Here is a 16,875-nt window from a genome sequence, read left to right as displayed (position 1 = left end):
CCCCCGGGGCCCCGGAAGCCCCCGAGGCCCCCGAGGCCCCGGACGTCCGGGAGATCACAGCGGTAGGTCGATGTCGTCGACCGATGCCGCCGGGGGCGGTTGTGGCGGGCTGGGCATCGCAGCACGTTCGGTGTCGGTGAGCTCGGTGGCGGACAGCCGCGGGACGTACGCACGCCGGGGATCGAAGGCGGGATGCTGGTCGACGCGGTCGAGCACATCGACGAGTTTCTTCACGAAGATGCGGGGCGCGACGCCTACTCGCCCGCCGAACTGCCCGACCACGGCCTGCGCGAACTCGGCCAGGTAGCCTTCGTCCACTGCCGTGGCGAACCGCTCCGGATCACCATGGCCGGAGCTGTACAGCTCCCGGATCCGGCCGCCGAGCTCCAGCAGGGAATCCCGGTTGAACCCGGGCAGTCGCAGCTGCACCGCCCGAGGGTTATCGAAAGCTTGATCCGGGAGGAAGTCGACGTGGAGCCGCTGCGCGAGCGGGGCGAGCCGTTGCGCTCCCTGCGGTCCGTCGAAGAACGCGGGAGTGCCGGTGATGACGAGCATCAGCCCGGGGAATCGCCCAGCGTCCACGTCGTCGATGAGCTGGCGCAGCGCGTTGAGCGCCTTGTCACGCATGTCGCCCCGGACCCGCTGCAGCGTCTCGACCTCGTCGAGGACGACCACGAGACCGGCATGGCCGCTGTCGGTGAGCACCGCGAGCAGCCCCTGCAGGAAGCCGAGCGCTCCGTCGTGATCGAGGTCGCCCCGGACACCGCCGGCCCGTTTCACCGCCGCCGCCACGTGCGGTTGCCCGCCCAGCCAAGCGATCAGTCCCTCCGCGGCCGCGGTTTCGCCGGCCGCGGTCGCCCACCGGTACGCCCGTAGGGCGGCTGAGAAGGACGGCGCGACCCGCCCGACGGCGGCCAGCCGCTGTTCCAGCAACTCGTCGACCCGGCGCGCCAGCTCATTCTCGACGACCTCGCCGCCGGCGAGAACGTCCTCCTCCAGCGCGAAGAACCAGGAATCGACGATGGGACGCAGCGCGCTCGGCGCGAATTCGGCGGTCGCGAGCCGTTCGGCGAGCCGGCGGTAGACCGTTTCGAGCCGGTGCAGCGGGGTCTCGTTCTCGGAGATCGCGATCTCGGCGGTGGCGAACCCCCGGGCCTTGGCCCGCTCGGCGAGCCAGCGGGTGAAGAACGTCTTTCCCGCGCCGTACTCGCCGCGGATCGCCCGGAACGTCGCCTGTCCGCCGGCGAGCCGGTCGAGATCCTCCTCGATCGCCGTGGTGAAGCGGTCAAGACCGACCGCGAGCACATCCAGGCCCTGCCGCGGCACGGTTCCGCGCCGAAGCGCGTCGATCACCTCCCGTCGGCGTTGTTCGGAGATGGTCACGTCAGACCGGCCTGCGTCGCCAGCAACGCGGCGTTCAGCCGCACGGTGTCACCATCGATCCGCAGCACCTCGTAGCCGTCGATGTTCAGCACCCGCTGCGCCGCGGCGAGGTGGCTGGCGATCCGCGCGTCCGGCACGTCGAGCGCGCGGGCGACCGTGGCCCGCGTGGCGGCGCCGCCACGGGCGTCGAGCGCCCGCAGGAGCACCCCTAGCCGGTCCGCGGGCATGGCCCCGCGACGCATCCGGGCGAGCCGAGCCCGCATCACCTCGGTATCGAGCACGCGATCCACCCACGGTTGCGGCGTCACCTCGGACTCGTCGAACAGACCGAGGTCCGGCTGTGCGGCCGAGCCGGCACGTCCGGCCCGCGTGGTGCCTGTGGCCGGTGTGGTGCCTGTGGCCGGCGTGGTGCCTGCGGCCATTGGCTCCACCCACCAGGGAGGCGCGGCATGGTGCAAGGGAGTCCAACCGGGCAGGTCGAGGTCGACCCGACGCAGCAGCGCCAACGGGATCACGATCTCCTGGGCACTGGCGCCGCCGTGGTAGCCGTTGCGCAGGGCCGTATAACGTAGCCGTTCGTTCCAGGCAGCGACGATCCGGCCGCCGCCCAGCAGCACCCGCGGGCCGATGAGCGTGACCTCGTCCTCTTCGGGCGGGCGCGCCGAGGATCGCCACCGCGCGCCGCCGCTGTCGTCGGAAACCAGCCGGGAGCCGCGTTCATGGACGTGGCCGTGGTCGCTGACCAGCAGGACGGCCCGGCCCGATCCGTCCGCGGTGGCCAGCAGGTCGAGCAGCCGATCGACCGAGCCGGCGGTCCAGGGGGTGCGCCCACCCTTGTCCAGGGTGTCGTCGACGGTGTTCACAACGATGCCGACCACGGGGGCGTCGCCCCTGATCGCGTCCGCGACGCGCGGCTCAAGCACCTCGCCGGCACCGGCCGCGGCGAGGTCGCCCTTGTGGAACAGCGGCCAGTCCCGCTCGGCGAAGGATGCCTTCTCCTGGCTTTGCGTGCCGTCCACGAGCCGCCCGCACAGCAGGCTCGTCCGCGAGGTCCGGGTGACCGACGGCAGGGTGGCCAGCACCGGTCGGGCCGGGGTGAGGGTGTGTTCTACCCAGCCCCGGGTCGACAGGTCGGCGAGCAGCTCCCGCGCCACCCCGGTGGACATCCCGTCCAGTACGAGCAGCAGCAGCCGGCATCGGCCGGCCAGCGGCACCACGATCTGGTCGAGCACGTCCTCCACCGGCAGCAGCTCGCCCAGCGTCGACCCGGTGCGGGTGTGGTCGGCGAGCAGATTCGCGAACCGCCGTTCGTGTTCGCGGCGACGGGCGTCGACCGTCGTGCACAGTGTCCGGTAGGCGGCGGCAACCACTTGATCGACGTCGCCCTCCCACACCCGCGCCCGGGCCAGGTCGACCCATGCGCCCTGGTCCTGTTGCCGACGGGACGCCTCGGCAAGGCTCGGCGCCGGTGGTCGGGCGGACGCGGCCTCCTGGGCCAGCCAGCGCAGCAGCCGAACGGCCATCTCGGCGCGACTCACCCGCTCGGCATGGTCGGCGGCCAGCGCGTGCGCGTTCAGCCGCGCCACCTCATGTTCGACCGGCCCCAGATCCTCGGCGCGTGGCCGCCGCTTGCGCAGCACCGCGGCGACCTGCGAGCCAATGTGCCGCAGGCGCTGGGTGAGACCGGATTCGAGGACGGCGCTGGGATACGACAGCTCGGCGGCGCCCTGCCCGGCCAGGATCTCCTCGGCGCGTCGCAGGATTCCGCCAGCCACGGCCCGCCCCTCCTGGCCGAGTAGCCGCTGAACCAGCCCTTCAGCCGCGCGTCCCCAGTCCGCGGCGACGGACGGGGCGAGAGCGCCGTCGACCACCCGCGTCTCCAGCATGGTGCGCGGCACCTGCGCCGTGTCCCGGACCTCGGGATGGCTGAGTGCCGCGAGCACCAGTCCGACGGCGACGGCGTCGGGACCGTAGGGCCCGGCGAAGCACCGGAGAACGGCGGCCACCACGTCGCCTCGGCCGCCGCGGCCGGCAAGCCATCCGCTCATGCCGGTACGCACCGCCGGGTCCAACGCGCGCCACCGCGCGAGGTGTTCGGCGTCGAGGCTCCATCGCAGCAGGCCCGCGAGGTCGAGGTCGAGCGGGGTGAGCCCGGCCTGGGTCTCGGCGAGTGTGGCCAATGCCGTGGCCCGGTCCAGGTAGCCGTTGCGCGCGGCGGGATACCCGTCCGGCGGGGGGGTGGCGAGCAGCGCGTTCACCGCCCACTGCTCGTCGACGAGGGCCGGATCGATGCCGTGTGCCCGAAACAGGCTGGTGAGCTGCTGCCAGCGATCAAGCGGCAGGATCTTCTGACCGGCGAGCCGGGCAGTGATGCTCGTCCCCAGCTCGCCGGTTTCGTACTCGGTGAGCAGGACGAGTACCTCCCCGGCAGGGAGATCGTCGACCCGTTGCAGCTCGTCGCGGATCGCGAGGGTGGACACGCATGGCCGGACCACCACGCCGCGGCCACCGGGCAGTTCCAGGCGTTCGTCGTGCGGCCACACCGGCGCCGCGGCCAGGGCGACGACGCGTGCCTTCTCGTCTCGGCGGAGCACCTCGGCCACCTTCGCCCGGACCAGGACCGGCGCGGCTACCACGGTCACCGCACGGCCTGCCAGGTGACTTTGATCCGCCAGCCCTGGGCGGTGAGCGCCGCGAGCGTGGACGTGAACTCGGCAACCGAGTCCTGATCGACCTCGCGGGCGCCGCTGGTTGCCACGCCGCCCGGTGTGGCCACGCCCGGTGCCGCCACGCCCGGTGCCGCCACGCCCGGTGTCGCCACGCCCGGCGGGTTGATGGTGCCGGTTCTGCTCGCTGGGCGGGAGACCCGTCGGCTCCATTCCAGCAGCAACCCGCGAGCCTTCCTGTCCGCCTTGGTGAGCGCCGGCTGGAGGTGCTGGACGTACTCGTTGGCCGCCCAGACCGCGGCGAGCTCGGTCACCAACGCGGCTGCCTCCGCGCCCCGCGGATGCTCGGGTCCCCAGTCGGCCACGGTGGTGAAGATGTTCCAGTCCACCTCCCGGATGGCCGCGTCGAGATCGGCGGCGGTGGTCAGGCTCCGACCGGTGTGCAGCGGGACCGCGGGGAGGTCGAAGGCGGCGAGCCGCTCGACCAGGGCCAGACTGTCGGTGATGGTCGCCAGGTCCGCACAGAGACGCAGCGCGCCCTGGGCGATCCGGACTCGTTCCGTCGCCGGGTCGGTGCCGTCCCGGAGCACGGTCGGTCCTCGGCGGATGAGGGCCGCGTGCAGCGCGCGAACCTTCGGAAGCCGGTCCGCGACGGCTGATCGTACCCGAGTGGCCAGCAAGGCGACGTTGCGCGCGGTACACAGTTCGGTGATGTCAGTGATCAGGAAGAGGGCGTGCGCCCGGCCGCGGGCCTCCTCCCAGGTGTCCCGATCGGGTAGCGGCTCGGCGACAACGCGCGCGTCCGCGGGCAGCGGGCGCGGGATGCTCACGTCGAGCGGCCGGCCGTGGAGGATGCCGCGGTTGGTCTGCTCGGCGAAGACCAGCACAACAAGGTCCGCGATCTCCTGGGGCAGACCCATCCGCTTCGGCTCGTCCAGCCAGGCACGCAGGTCTCCGACCGTGACCGGCCGGCCCGCCGCCTCGGCCTCGATGATCTTTCGGCCGAGGTGCCGTTCCCAGTGGTGGCCGAGGACGAAGTACTGGTCGCTCTGCTCGCCGAGCCCCAGCGGGTTGGCCACCTTCCGCATGACGGGCCGCTCGCTGGATTCGACCATGATCCGGTGCTCGGGATGTTCGATGGCCCGGCGCACCTGGGCGTGCACTTTTGCCAGGTCACCCGGGCGCACCTCGCCGTCGAAGTGGGGGTGGGCCGGGAACTCCCAGCTCAGTGCCTGGTCGAGCAGGTTTTCGAAGGCGGGGCGCAGGGCGGCACCGGCGGGGACCCGGGGCGTGAATCCCGGTTCGAGGCTGACGAACATGTCGATCCCGCCGTGCGCGGGATCGACGACCGTCTCGTCCGGGGTGACGAGGCCATAGGCTTGCAGCAGCGCGTTCGTCAGTTGGCTGCGCAGCTGGTCGAGCTGCGCGGTCAACTGCTGGTGGGCGATAGCCCGGTCATTGTCGGACAGGTGCCCGGCGAGTTGGTCGAAGCTCGGCCCGACGGCGTATTCCAGCCGCAGGTAGCGGCCCAGGCTCCATTGGGTGTGTGCGGTGAAGTGCCGCGGGACCCAGCAGAGGGTGCGCGCTGGGAGCGCGTCCCGCAGCCGCGAGACCCGGTCGAGGGCCTCGGCCGGGGAGTGGTCGTCCGGATCGAAGGGGACGTCGAGGGCGAGCCGCCAGCCGTTGTGGGTGGGCGTGAACATGCTGTCGCCCACGTCACCGGGGTCGCGAAGATAGCCGTAGATGAGCTCGACGTTGCGTTTGGTGCCGCGCCAGGTGGCGGTGACGATCGTCGCGCGGTCGATACCCTCCGGTTTCGTGGCGCCGAGCGCGTCGAACAGCAGCGTTCGCACGGTCAGCCGGCGGTCGCCGGGCGAGTCGGCCCCCTTGGCGTTCTCCAGAATGCCCTCGATGTCGACGCCTTCGAGCCGCACCGACAGGAGCGGGCTTGCGTCGTCCCCGCTGACCTGCACCGCGCCGAGCCGGGCCGCCCATTTGCGGACGACCTGGGTGACCGCGCCCGTTTCCTGACCCGGCACCATCGACCGGATGTACCCGTGGTTGAGGGCCACGATCCGGCGGGCGGTGAGCTCCCGCATCGACGGGACCTCGGGGAGCAGGGCGGCGAGCACCAGGGTCTTGGCGATCCGGTCGTCCATGTGCACGGCGTGTTTCGGGGCCACCCCGGTGACGGTTTCCTCGGTCAGCCCGTGGCTTTCCAGGATGAGCCGACGGATCGCGCCGTAGACCTTCTGCGCGTTGCGCCACAGTCCGCCGAGCTCGCCGCTGATCGGCGACGCATCCGTGATGAGCGCGTCGAACAGGTCGGAGACGGGGACGAGCTGGCCGAGCTGCAGGGTGTCCCGCTGGTCAACGAGTAGCTGCTGCATGACCCGCAGCGCGGTCCGCTCCCGCTGGAGGAACCCGGACAGCGCGACGAGCGTCTCGACGAATGCCGGGCTGAACGGATAGGTCAGCCGGAACGCGGCCCGGTCGGCGTGGGCGGTCATCAGCGCGGCCCGGATGTCCGCTCGGACCCGGTCCATCGCGGCGAACGAGGTGTCGATCTGTGCCCGGGTGGCATCGCTGCGCGGCCGCAGGACCCGCTTCGACATGATGAGCGGCAGGTTGTTGTCGGAGAGCTTGATCGAGCCGAACCGACCCTCCCACCACTTGAGACTGTCGGCGAAGGCAAGATGTTCGGTGCCGGGCAGGTTGGTGCCGACGAGCTCGCGCAGGTCCCGCTGGCGGGCGACGAAACTGATGATCGGCACCGGTCGGTCGGCGTTGGCCGCCTCGACGAGCTTGGCGACCTTGGGAGCCTCGTTCGCCACCCAGGCGTGATCGGCCATCCTGGTGGCGAACCACAGGATGAGCTCGTCGAGGAAGAGGATCAGCCCGTCGTAGCCGAGGCCGGCGGCATGCTGGCTGATCGCGGCCAGGCCGTCGTCGATGTTGACGTAGCCGGTGGCGGCGCCCCGGGCGAGCTCGGCGAACCCGACCAGCGCCTTCTCCAGGGTGCCGACCAGGTCGCGGCGCTCCTGCGCGGCGGGAGCGGCGGTCAGTGCCTGCTCGAACCGGTCGGCGTCCCAGGCCCCGTGGTTCAACGTGCCCCAGCGCGGGTCGGCAGCCGAGCTCCGGTCGCCGCCGCCGAGCAGGCCGAAGAACGCCTGGTCGCCGAGTTGGCCGCGCAACGCCACCGCGGTGTCGAGCAGCGGCTTGTCGATGAGGACGGCGGGCAGCGGCGCGTCCGGGTGCAGCGCGCGGACGTGCGCCAGGTAGCCGCCGAGGACCGCCTCCTCCAGCGACGTCTTGCCGACGAGGTGATATGGCACGACGAGGAACTGCTTGCCGATGACGTCACCGTCGAATGCGGTGATGACAGGGGCGAGCTCGCCGATCGCCCGGGCCCCGGGGTGGTTCCGCGCCAGCGCGCCGAGCACAGCCATGAAGTGGCTCTTGCCGGACCCGAACGAGCCGTCGAGGTAGGCGGCCTTGCTACTGCCGTCGGTGAGCGCGCTCTTGATCAGACCCAGCGCCTCCCCGAAGCGGATGGCCAGCTCGGGGGTGACGACATACTCGCGCAGGGTGCGATCGATCTGGGTCACGCCGCGGGACAGGTCGAGGACGAAGTCCCCCGGGTACACGGCCTCGGGGATGTCGAGGAGTTCCGAGATCAGGGTCATGACCGGGCCGCCTTCGCCGGAGTCGCGGCGGGCTTCTTCGCCGGCTTCTTCGCCGTGGTTCTCGTCTTCCTGGCCGCGGGGAGCCAGCCGGTGAGATCGTCACGGGTCAGCCCGAGCTGGCGCACCTGCTCGTCGAGGAAGCCGGTGTAGGCGTCCGCGGGCCGAATACCGAACTCCGGGTCCAGTTCCGAATGCCATTGCGCGACCCACGGCAGGAGTTCCAGCAGCCCGGCGAGCAACGGCTTGGTTTTCTCGGCGTCCCAGGCGTCGACCTCGCGCCGATCGGCGATATAGGTGGCCAGCGCCTGCGCCTGCTGGAGATGATCCCAGCCGGCCCAGCCCAGCAGCAGGGTCCCGTCCCGGGAAGCATCCGGGTACGAGATGAACCGCTCCTTGGGCACGTCCAGCTTCCCGCGGCTGCGCCAGTAGGACGTCTCGCGGAAGTCGGTCTGTTTGTACTTCGGCGGCACCTTGATGTCGATGATTTTACGCGGTGGGGCCGGTGGCAGCGGCTCGTCGGACTCCTTACGCCGCTCCTCCTCGGCCCGGATCCGCTCGTCCTCGGCATCCTGCTCCCGCTGGAGATCCCAGGTGCGTTCCCACTGCGCCCGGACCCGTAGCCCCATGTCGGTGTACCGCCAGGCGGCGAGGAACGGTACATGCTCGTCGCGCACGAGATCGGCGACCACGTCACCAAGAGCGGTGTCGCGGGCGTAGAGCCTGGCGACGGCGGTGAACTCGGCGTCGGTCCGCAGCTCGTCGGCGAGCTGGGCGACGGTGCGCGGGGTCGGTTCCGGTCGGTGCCACAGTTCGCGGGCCTCCAGCCGGTCGAGCAGCCAGTCGCGCAACGCCTCGGCCTCCATCTCCGCCCACGGCCGGCTCGCCCAGCGCCGCTTGCATTCCGGCCGCTCGATGAGGTGAAGGTACGGATCATCGGCGATCTTCGCCAGCCGCCGCTCGACGAGGGCCCGGTAGTCCTGCGGCCAGTGCGCGGGCAGTTGGATGATCGGCGTCGAGCGGTGCCGGGTGAACCATTCCGTCTCGGCCTCACCGGCATCGTGCTGCCGCGCCAGCACGATCTCGAACGCCCGTTCGCCAAGCGCCAGCGGCGGCTTCGTCACACTCGAACCGATCAACCCGTCCGCGTCGTCGCCGAGCAGCCCGTAGAGACCGTAGACCTCCCAGTCCAGCTCCTCCTGCGCCGAGATCATCTCCGCCCGGATCCGCTCCCACTCCGCCCGCGCGTGCACGAGTGCCTCCCGGGTCGGAACAGCGTCCCTGGCCACCGCGGCCGGCGCGACCCGCTGGAGCTCCTGAGCCAACCCGTCCAGCCGCGTTGCCAACACCAGTGGCGCCCCGTCCGGCAGCGGAAACTCCTTCAGCTTGGTCCCGGTGAACTCGTAGCGGTTCTCCCATGCCTCGTCCTGGATACCGCGTCCGATCCCACTCCCGGACTTCGGCTGGCTCACCTGCTTGAGCCAGAAGCACGCCGCCGACGAGTTCAGCACCCCGACCAGCCGCAGATGTTTCTCCTCCGTGGCTCCCTCGGGCAGCTTGATTACAGGTGCCGAACGAATGAAGACTCTTGGCTTCCGTGATAGAACAAAGTTGTTGTGGGTTGCTACAAAAGAGAAAGCGATCAGGAGGGGGCTCTTATAGCGACTGCGAGAGAAATCCGAGTAGTCGGTCCATGCGAGGCCGCGTTCTTCGTTCGTGCCGGAAAGCGCCAACCTCATGGCGAGCAGGATTCTGAAGCGCCAGAGATGTTCTGCGATCTTTCTGTTCGTGGAACTATGGAGATCATCGCCGGTGTATGGGAAAATTATTTCCTGGCCATCTCGTAGGGACCAGTCGCGTACTCCAACGCCATCGACAAGCTCGGACACAAGCTTTCCGGAAGGGGAGAGAAACCGCCATGAGTTCCCAATGATGTAGGCGTCGTCCTCTCGGGTGGTGGCGACGAATCCTACCGACTCGGAGATGCTGCGGAGATTCTGGGCCGCTGACCGCCGAAGAAGCTCTGCAAGGTCGAGGGCTCCGCCACCTGAAAGAGACCATGGGAATCGGCTTAGTGAGATGCGATCAAGATTCTGAACGGTGACGTACGGGGTTTCCGCGGCCAGGTTGTCGATGTTTTTGACCAGTGATGTCCAGACCAATCCCTCGGCCGCTTCGGCTGGGACTCCTGGCTCGCCCCTGACACCGAGCGCTGCCCGGACCTGTGCGCCGATGGGGCGGCGGTGGCGGCCGAAGATGAGGACGGTCGGGGTTCCGTGGCCGGGGATGTAGGCGCCGCTGGTGTCGACGAGCAGGGTGAGGTCGACGCTCGGGAAGAACTCCTCGATGAGTTTCTTGCCGAACTCGCGCTTCATGAAGGAGTTCGCGGTGATCTGGCCGGTGAAGCCGCCGTTGACCGCGAGTCGGAAGAACCGCTGCGCGAACGGCACGCTGAGCGCGTACTGGCGATGGCATGCGCTCCAGCGCACCCGATAGGCGTTGCTGGGGGCCCGGTCCTTGACCGTGATGTACGGCGGGTTGCCGACAACCGCGTGGTAGCGGGCTTCCAGGATCTCCTTCAGTTCGCGAGCGTCCTCGTACTCGTAGGTGAACTCACCCTCACCGGTGGAACCCGTCAGGGCGTGGGTGGCGACGCCGTCGAGTTCGTCCTGCTGGTCCTCGGTGCCCCACAGCAGGGAGTCACCGATGGCGACGCGGATGCGCCAGGCGGGGGCGTCGACGAGCCGGGTGATCCCGCAGACGGCCAGTGCGGCGATGACGAGGCGGAACCGGGCGATCGCCGCCGCGAACGGGTTGATGTCGACACCGTGGACCTGGCCGAGTACGCGCTCCACGTGGACCTTGACGTCAATCCCGTGTTCCTGCTCCTGCCACCGGTCGAGCAGGAGGTCGAAGGCGCCGAGCAGGAAGTGCCCGGAGCCGCAGGCCGGGTCGATCATCCGAACCTCGGCGAGGCCGAACTCGTCGATCGCCGGGGCAAGGGTCCGGCCGAGGATGAACTCCTCGACGAACTCGGGGGTCTGGAGCAGCGCGTAGTCCTTACGTGCCTGTTCGGAAAGATCCTGGTACAGATCGCCGAGGAAGCGGGTGGAGGACGCCGGATCGGAGAAGTCGTGGACGAGAGCGCCGGTTTCCGGGTCGATCCGCCGCCAGAACTCCAGCAGGCCGGTCGCCGCGTCCGGTGAGATGTCCACCAGGTGCAGCGGGTTGTGCCGGTTGACCAGATCCCGGGTTGCGTCGTACGCCTCCAGCCGGGCGACCGCAGCCCGCAGGTAGTCCAGGTCGGAGTCATTCTTGTGGTCCTCCGCCTGGAAGTAGGAAGTCTGCCATTCCCGGGCCTCGGCCACCCCGTCGACCCGTTCCCTGGCCTCGCCTGTCTCGTCGGCCTCCTGCTCGGGGCGGACCGGGCCGGCCAGCATCGGACGTCCCAGCAGCGCGTTGTCCTCGCAGAATCGGGTGAACACGCAGGCCAGCACCCAACCGGCCGCCACCTGGGTGAGCTGCTGGTCGAGCCACGTCTCGTAGCCGACGCCGGTGCGACAGCCGGTCTTCGCCTCCTGGTACCGCTTGTGCAGCCGATCGTCGACGTCCCGGTCCGACCGGGCCCGCGCGCGCAGGTCCGCCTCCAGGCCGCGGACCTGCCGCTGGAGATCGGCCAACAGGCGTCTCGCCTCGATCACGCTGCTCCTCCCTCAACGCCGTCGGCGAGCCGAGACTCGTGCCGGACAATCCACTCCTCGGACAGCGCCAGGCCCTGGTTGCCGAACTGGGGCACGGGAGCGCCACCATCCAACAACGGTTGTTTGTCCACGTCGGCCCAGGGTACGAGCAGCCACACCGTACGCACCGGTGATGTCTCGGTCGCCATCCGCACCGATGCGCGCAGCTCATCCAGTACCACCAGCGCCGGATCGTACCGGGCGACCACCCCCGCATTCGTGATCAGCACCGCCGGCCCCGCGGCCTCGATCGAGGCCCGCACACCGGCGAGCCCGGCCTGCGCGACCCTTGAGAGGTTGGCCCAGTCGCGCGACGATCGGTCGGCGGCGTCGGCCGCCAGGACGATCGACCACTGCACCCGGTGCTGGGCGCAGAACTCCCGCATCCCCGCGAGCAGGGCTTGTTCCGCGTCGACAACGGTGACATCCTGCGCGGCCAGGCAGCGTTCGGCCCGGGCGAGTCGCCGCGGCGGCACCGACAGCACCAGCCAGCCGCCGTCCACCAGCGAACGGGTGAGCCGGTCATCCGCGGCCAGCACCTCGTCGGAGACCCGGCGCCATCCCATTGGCGTCCAGGCGGCGCCCGCGCCGGTGCTCCAGCGCGGCCTGGTTCCACGGGAGGTGACCAGGGAGGTGAGCCCGGTCACCTCGATGCGGCGGGTCACGTACCGCTTTTTCTCGTCGTCCCAGCACAGCGGCACCCCGGCCGCGTCGAGCAGGGCGTCCAGCTCGGGACGGCCGGGCAGCGCGCCCGCGTGCGGGAACCGCACGATGATCCGTTCGGCCACCTGCTCGGGGGTCAGCTCCGTGCGGCCGTACAGCGCCCCGGCGGCCAGCCGCAGCGCCCGTCCCGCGTCGAGGCCTCGCGGGTAGACCTCCAGGCGCGGCGTCACCGCGGCGTTCTCGGAGGCGATCATGGCGACGTCGAGGAGCCGTTCGGGGAAGATCAGGGAGGGGTCGGTGTCGCCGGGGGCGCGGACGGCGCGCAACGTCTCGATGACCCGAGCCGGAGCCGGCAGCGGGTCCGCGCCGGCGAGGTCGTCGGCCGCGCCGCCGAGCCGGGAGGCCCAGTCCAACCGATCGGCGGTGGAGGGCCCGTCCCCGGCGCGCGCGGGGCCGGCGGCGACGAGGATGCCGTTGGGCTCTCGGCTGTACACCAGCCGTGGATCGCCACCCATCTCGGAACCGCCGGTGGTGTCGTGGGTGGTGTCGTCGGTGGTGTCGTCGCGGGGGGAGTCGTCGGCCAGCTCGGCATCGATCGCCGCGCGTACGACGGCCTCGGCGAGCCGGGAGCGCAGCGGTTCCTCCACCGTGCTGCCCTGAAAGTCGAGCAGGGCCGCCGCGCAGTGCCGGGCGGAGGCGACCCCACCGACCGACTCGACGACCTTGACGATGGTGTCCCGCAGCTCTCGCATCCCGTCGAGGGCCAGCCAATGCCGCTCGAACCTGGCTACCGCCTGCCGGACGGTACGTTGCTCGCGGTCAAGGGCCTTGGCCGCGTCGCGCACGCTCGTCCATGCGTTGCCGCCCTGCTCGCCGAGGCCGAGCAGGGCTTCGGCGACGGCCCGGTCGGTCGCGCGGGGGATGAGCCCGGCGGCGACGCGGTCGAGGAGCGTCGGCTCGGTGGGCCGCTCGGCCGGGGAGGAGGTGACCTGGCCGGCCAGCCGGTCCAGGTCCGCACGCAACTGCTGGCGGGTCTTCGTACCGATGCCGGGCAGCCAGACGACCTGGGCGGGCGACAGGTCGAGCGCGCCGCCCACCGTATCGATCGACAGCCGTTCGAACACCGACAGCACCGGGCGGGACAGACCGGCGGCGCCGATGGGCGTGTCCCGGCTGGTGCGCGCGGAGGGCGGCTGCGGGACCACGCTGGCCGGTTCGGCCAGGATCGCGTTCCAGGCGCGGCGCATGTCCTCCGCGGTGTCGAAGCGCTGTCTGACGTCCCGGTGCAGCGCTCGGCGGAAGAACTCGGTGAGACCGGTCGCGTACGACCGGTCGAACAGCTCGGGTTCGATCGCCACGTCGGCGTCGACGAAACTCGGATGCCCGCCATGGGTTCCGTACTCGGGCCGGCGTGCGGTCGCCATCTCGTAGAGCGTCACCGCCGCGGCGTATCGCTCGGCAGCCTGATCCCATCGGCGGCGCTCGCCGCGGCCGAGGAACGGGTCGAGGTACGGGCGGGTGCCGGCTTCGATGGCCTCCAACGGCTCCTTCGCCAGGGAGAAGTCGAACAGGACGAGCTGCCGCTTCTTGCCCCTGCCGCCACGTTCGGCGACGCCGAGGTTGTCCGGCTTGATGTCGCGATGCGCCAGCCCGGCCCGCTGTAGATGCTGGACGATCTCCAGCAGGTCGTCGCCCCACCCCTGGAGCCATTCCGGTTGTAGTCGGCCTCGCTCGCGCAGCTCCTGGGCGAGGGTGCGTTCCCCGGCTGAAGTGATCAACAGGGCTCGGCGTGGGCCGACGTCGATCACGCCGTCGCTCAGCAGCTGCACGACACCGGGATGCTCGCCGAGGGTGCGCAGCGTCTCGGCCTCGGCGACCAACCGCGGATCCCTGTCTCGGTCCAACGACACCTTGAGAACCGCGCGCCCGCCGTCCCGCTCGACGAGCAGAGCGAGCGCCGTCGAGCCGCGGCCCAGCCGGCCGAGGACCGAAAATCCGCCCTCCAGTTCGGCGCCGGCCTCGGCCTCCAGGGGATCAACGACAACCGGTGCCTCCTCCGCGATGGCGGCCAGCCGTTCCCGAACCAGGTCGAGATCGAGCAGGAACGCGGCCATGTCCCGGGTGCGTTGCTCCGGGTCGGCCTCGGTCGCCCGGGCGACGAGCTCGTTGAGCTCCTCGGAGACGGCATCAACCTGTTCGGCGAGTAACAGTCGGTTGTGTTCGGACAGACGCCGGCTGAGCTCCCCGGATGAGGCCGCGGGGGGTTTCCCGGTGAAGATCCGGTAGGCGATGGCGCCGACCCCGAAGACGTCGAGGGTGACCCCCTTCGCCGTGCCCCAGCTCCACTCGGGTGCGAAGTAGGCTGCGGCGGCGTCGTCGGCCAGTTCGACGTAGCCCCCCGTCGACGTGGCCGGGCCGGTGGTGCTCGGTATCCCTGACGTCGATTCGGAGCCGCGGGAGGCCGTCTGCCAGTCCGTGATCTGGAGGGCGAAGCGGTCGGACCGGCGCCGAACCCAGACGCATCGCGGGCTCAGGCCCCGGTGCGTCAGCACCCGCCGGTGGGCGTACGCCATGGTCTCGGCAAGGACGCGCAGCAGCGCCAACCGATCGTCGAAGGACAGCTCGCGTTCGTGTTCTTGGAGGAAATGGTCCAGCCGGATCAGCTCGGGATCGTGGGGAAAGACGAGCGCGGGGCCCAGATCGTGCTCGACGAAGTCGATCGGCGCCGCGATCCCCGGATAGTCGATGCCGCGTAGTGCGAGGTACTCCCGCTCGGCGGCCCGCACGAGCTGGTCACGCTGGTGCACCGACTCCACACCACTGGCCAGATAGATCCGCACCCGCCGCGGCCGGTCGTCGGGAAACCGCTGGTTGCGGGCGAGGAAGTCCTGCCAGCCGACGCCCTCCTGGAAGGCGGGCAGCTCCAGGCGAAGGCTGCCGACGGTCCGCGCCCGCTGGGACGGGCGGATCCCGGCCTGGTCGACGGCCCGGGCCAGGGCATTGCTGAGCTCGCCGTCCACCCGGCCGGGCTGCCGCGCGAAGTCCAGGAAACTTGGCAGCTGGGTCTGGTCATGCCGTCCGAAGACGTGCGCCCGGCCTTCTGGGACAAGGCGGATCTCCAGCCGCGCGTCGCTCAGGAATACCGCGCCCTCCACCCATGGCACCCGTCGGCCCCGCATCGCCGGCCGGGAAACCAGCAGCGACTTCAGTTTGCGGGCCTTGCGGTTTGCTCCGATGACGGGGTTGTCGACCGGGGCGCGGTGGCTCTGACGCCAGGTGCCCGCGTCTCCCACGAGGACACCGGACCAGGACTTGATCTCCAGCACGACGATGCCCGCCGGCAGGACGAGGAGCAGGTCGACCTCGTTGACGGAACCGTCGGACCCGAGAAACTCGGCGTTCGCCCAGGCCCGGTAGGGATCCCCGGTTGGTAGCTGCGCCTTGAGATAGGACAGGGCCGCACGCTCCCAGGCGTACTCGGACGGTGTGCACTGCGTCCAGCGCTCATCGTCCAATGGGCCCTCCCCCGATGCGCGGCCGGGCCCGGAACCGGACCGGCACAGTCCAAAGATCTTGAATCGTATCTCTGTGGCTGCAGGTGCTTGCAACCAGTGCTGTGGGTAGGCCGTCCCGCGATGGGCTCCAGCGGTGTCGGGGCTGCCCAATCTCGCCGACGCCGCCGGGTGAGGCCACCGCGGCGCGGTGAGATCTGGACCGGCGGGCATCGGGGGTCAGCCGGGCAGCGGCTGGTCCTTTTTTACCGGGCTTCTGCCGGGGCGCGTTCCACCGGCGGCCGATCAGGCCCCGGAACCGGTGCTGATCCGTTCCCGGTACCGGCTCGCCCGGTAGACGCCGAGGATGCGGTGGTCGGCGTAGAAGGACAGCTCCTCGAAGGCGCGGGCGACGGCCGGCTCCTCCGGGCTGCCCTCGATGTCGGCGAGGAACTGGGTGGCGACGAAGCCCCCGCCCACCATGTAGCTTTCCAGGCGGGTCATGTTGACCCCGTTCGTGGCAAAGCCGCCGAGGGCCTTGTAGAGCGCGGCGGGCCGGTTGTGCACCTTGAAGAAGAACGTCGTGACGATCGGGCCGACACCGGCGGCCGCGCGCAGGTTCTCGCCGGACAGAATGAGGAACCGCGTCGTGTTGTGCTCCGCGTCCTCGAGATCGGCCTGGAGGATCTGCAGCCCGTACGCCTCGGCGGCGAGCCGGGAGGCGATCGCGGCCCTGGCCGGATCGCCCGCCTCGGCGATCTCCCGGGCGGCCCCGGCGGTGTCGGCGTGGGCGACCGCCGTCAGACCCAGCGTGCGCAACGCCTCCCGGCACTGGGCCAGCGCCTGGGGATGGCTGTGCACCGTCTTCACCTCGTCGAGGGTCACCCCGGGCAGGCCGAGCAGCTGGTGACGGATCGGCAGGAAGTACTCGCCGATGATGTGCACCCCGGGGCGGGGGAGCAGATGGTGGATGTCGGCGACCCGACCCGCGGTGGAGTTCTCCACCGGGATCATCGCCAGGTCCACCTCACCCTCCTCCAGCGCGGAGAAGCACTCGTCGAAGGTCTGGTAAGGGACCGCGTCGTAGTCCGGATAGACGTCCCGGCAGGCGATGTGGGAGTTGGCTCCCCGCTCGCCCTGGAACGCGATCCTCTGTCGGGCGGTCATCCATGTCCTCGAATCCGCTGGATCGGGTACCGGCTGGGTCCGTGCCGGTGCCGGTGCCGGTGCCGGTGCCGGTGTTGGTGTT

Annotated in this window: 6 protein-coding genes; all 6 read right to left on the bottom strand. The window is 70.5% G+C overall.

What is annotated here, in order from left to right:
• Nucleotides 1-54: 54 nt before the first annotated feature.
• The 6 genes from brxD to AC08OO_RS11115 all read right to left on the bottom strand — a co-directional run bounded on the left by brxD (nucleotide 55) and on the right by AC08OO_RS11115 (nucleotide 16,793).
• Nucleotides 55-1,383 carry a BREX system ATP-binding protein BrxD gene (brxD, locus tag AC08OO_RS11140; protein WP_476618484.1) on the bottom strand — a complete coding sequence of 443 codons (1,329 nt, stop codon included), beginning with the start codon at nucleotides 1,381-1,383 and terminating at the stop codon, nucleotides 55-57.
• Nucleotides 1,380-4,025: a BREX-2 system phosphatase PglZ gene (gene pglZ / locus AC08OO_RS11135; RefSeq protein WP_476618483.1), complete on the bottom strand. Its 2,646-nt coding sequence runs from the start codon at nucleotides 4,023-4,025 to the stop codon at nucleotides 1,380-1,382. Before pglZ ends, brxD begins: the two co-directional genes overlap by 4 nt.
• Nucleotides 4,022-7,735, bottom strand: a complete 3,714-nt coding sequence (locus AC08OO_RS11130) for a BREX-2 system ATPase PglY family protein (RefSeq protein ID WP_476618482.1) — start codon at nucleotides 7,733-7,735, stop codon at nucleotides 4,022-4,024. Before AC08OO_RS11130 ends, pglZ begins: the two co-directional genes overlap by 4 nt.
• Nucleotides 7,732-11,433, bottom strand: a complete 3,702-nt coding sequence (gene pglX / locus AC08OO_RS11125) for a BREX-2 system adenine-specific DNA-methyltransferase PglX (RefSeq protein WP_476618481.1) — start codon at nucleotides 11,431-11,433, stop codon at nucleotides 7,732-7,734. Before pglX ends, AC08OO_RS11130 begins: the two co-directional genes overlap by 4 nt.
• Nucleotides 11,430-15,650: a BREX system serine/threonine kinase PglW gene (gene pglW / locus AC08OO_RS11120; RefSeq protein ID WP_476618480.1), complete on the bottom strand. Its 4,221-nt coding sequence runs from the start codon at nucleotides 15,648-15,650 to the stop codon at nucleotides 11,430-11,432. Before pglW ends, pglX begins: the two co-directional genes overlap by 4 nt.
• Before the next feature lie 282 nt (nucleotides 15,651-15,932).
• Complete coding sequence (locus tag AC08OO_RS11115) at nucleotides 15,933-16,793, bottom strand: prephenate dehydratase (RefSeq protein ID WP_011437337.1); 861 nt, start codon at nucleotides 16,791-16,793, stop codon at nucleotides 15,933-15,935.
• Nucleotides 16,794-16,875 lie beyond the last annotated feature (82 nt).

Source organism: Frankia sp. CeCAU1, from assembly GCF_977971845.1.
This window is presented reverse-complemented; position numbering and strand designations above follow the sequence as displayed.

Bases quoted from the DNA above. Each gene is read 5' to 3' on its own strand.
- AC08OO_RS11130 (WP_476618482.1), bottom strand. From the start codon at position 7,735: ATGACCCTGATCTCGGAACTCCTCGACATCCCCGAGGCCGTGTACCCG.
- AC08OO_RS11115 (WP_011437337.1), bottom strand. From the start codon at position 16,793: ATGACCGCCCGACAGAGGATCGCGTTCCAGGGCGAGCGGGGAGCCAAC.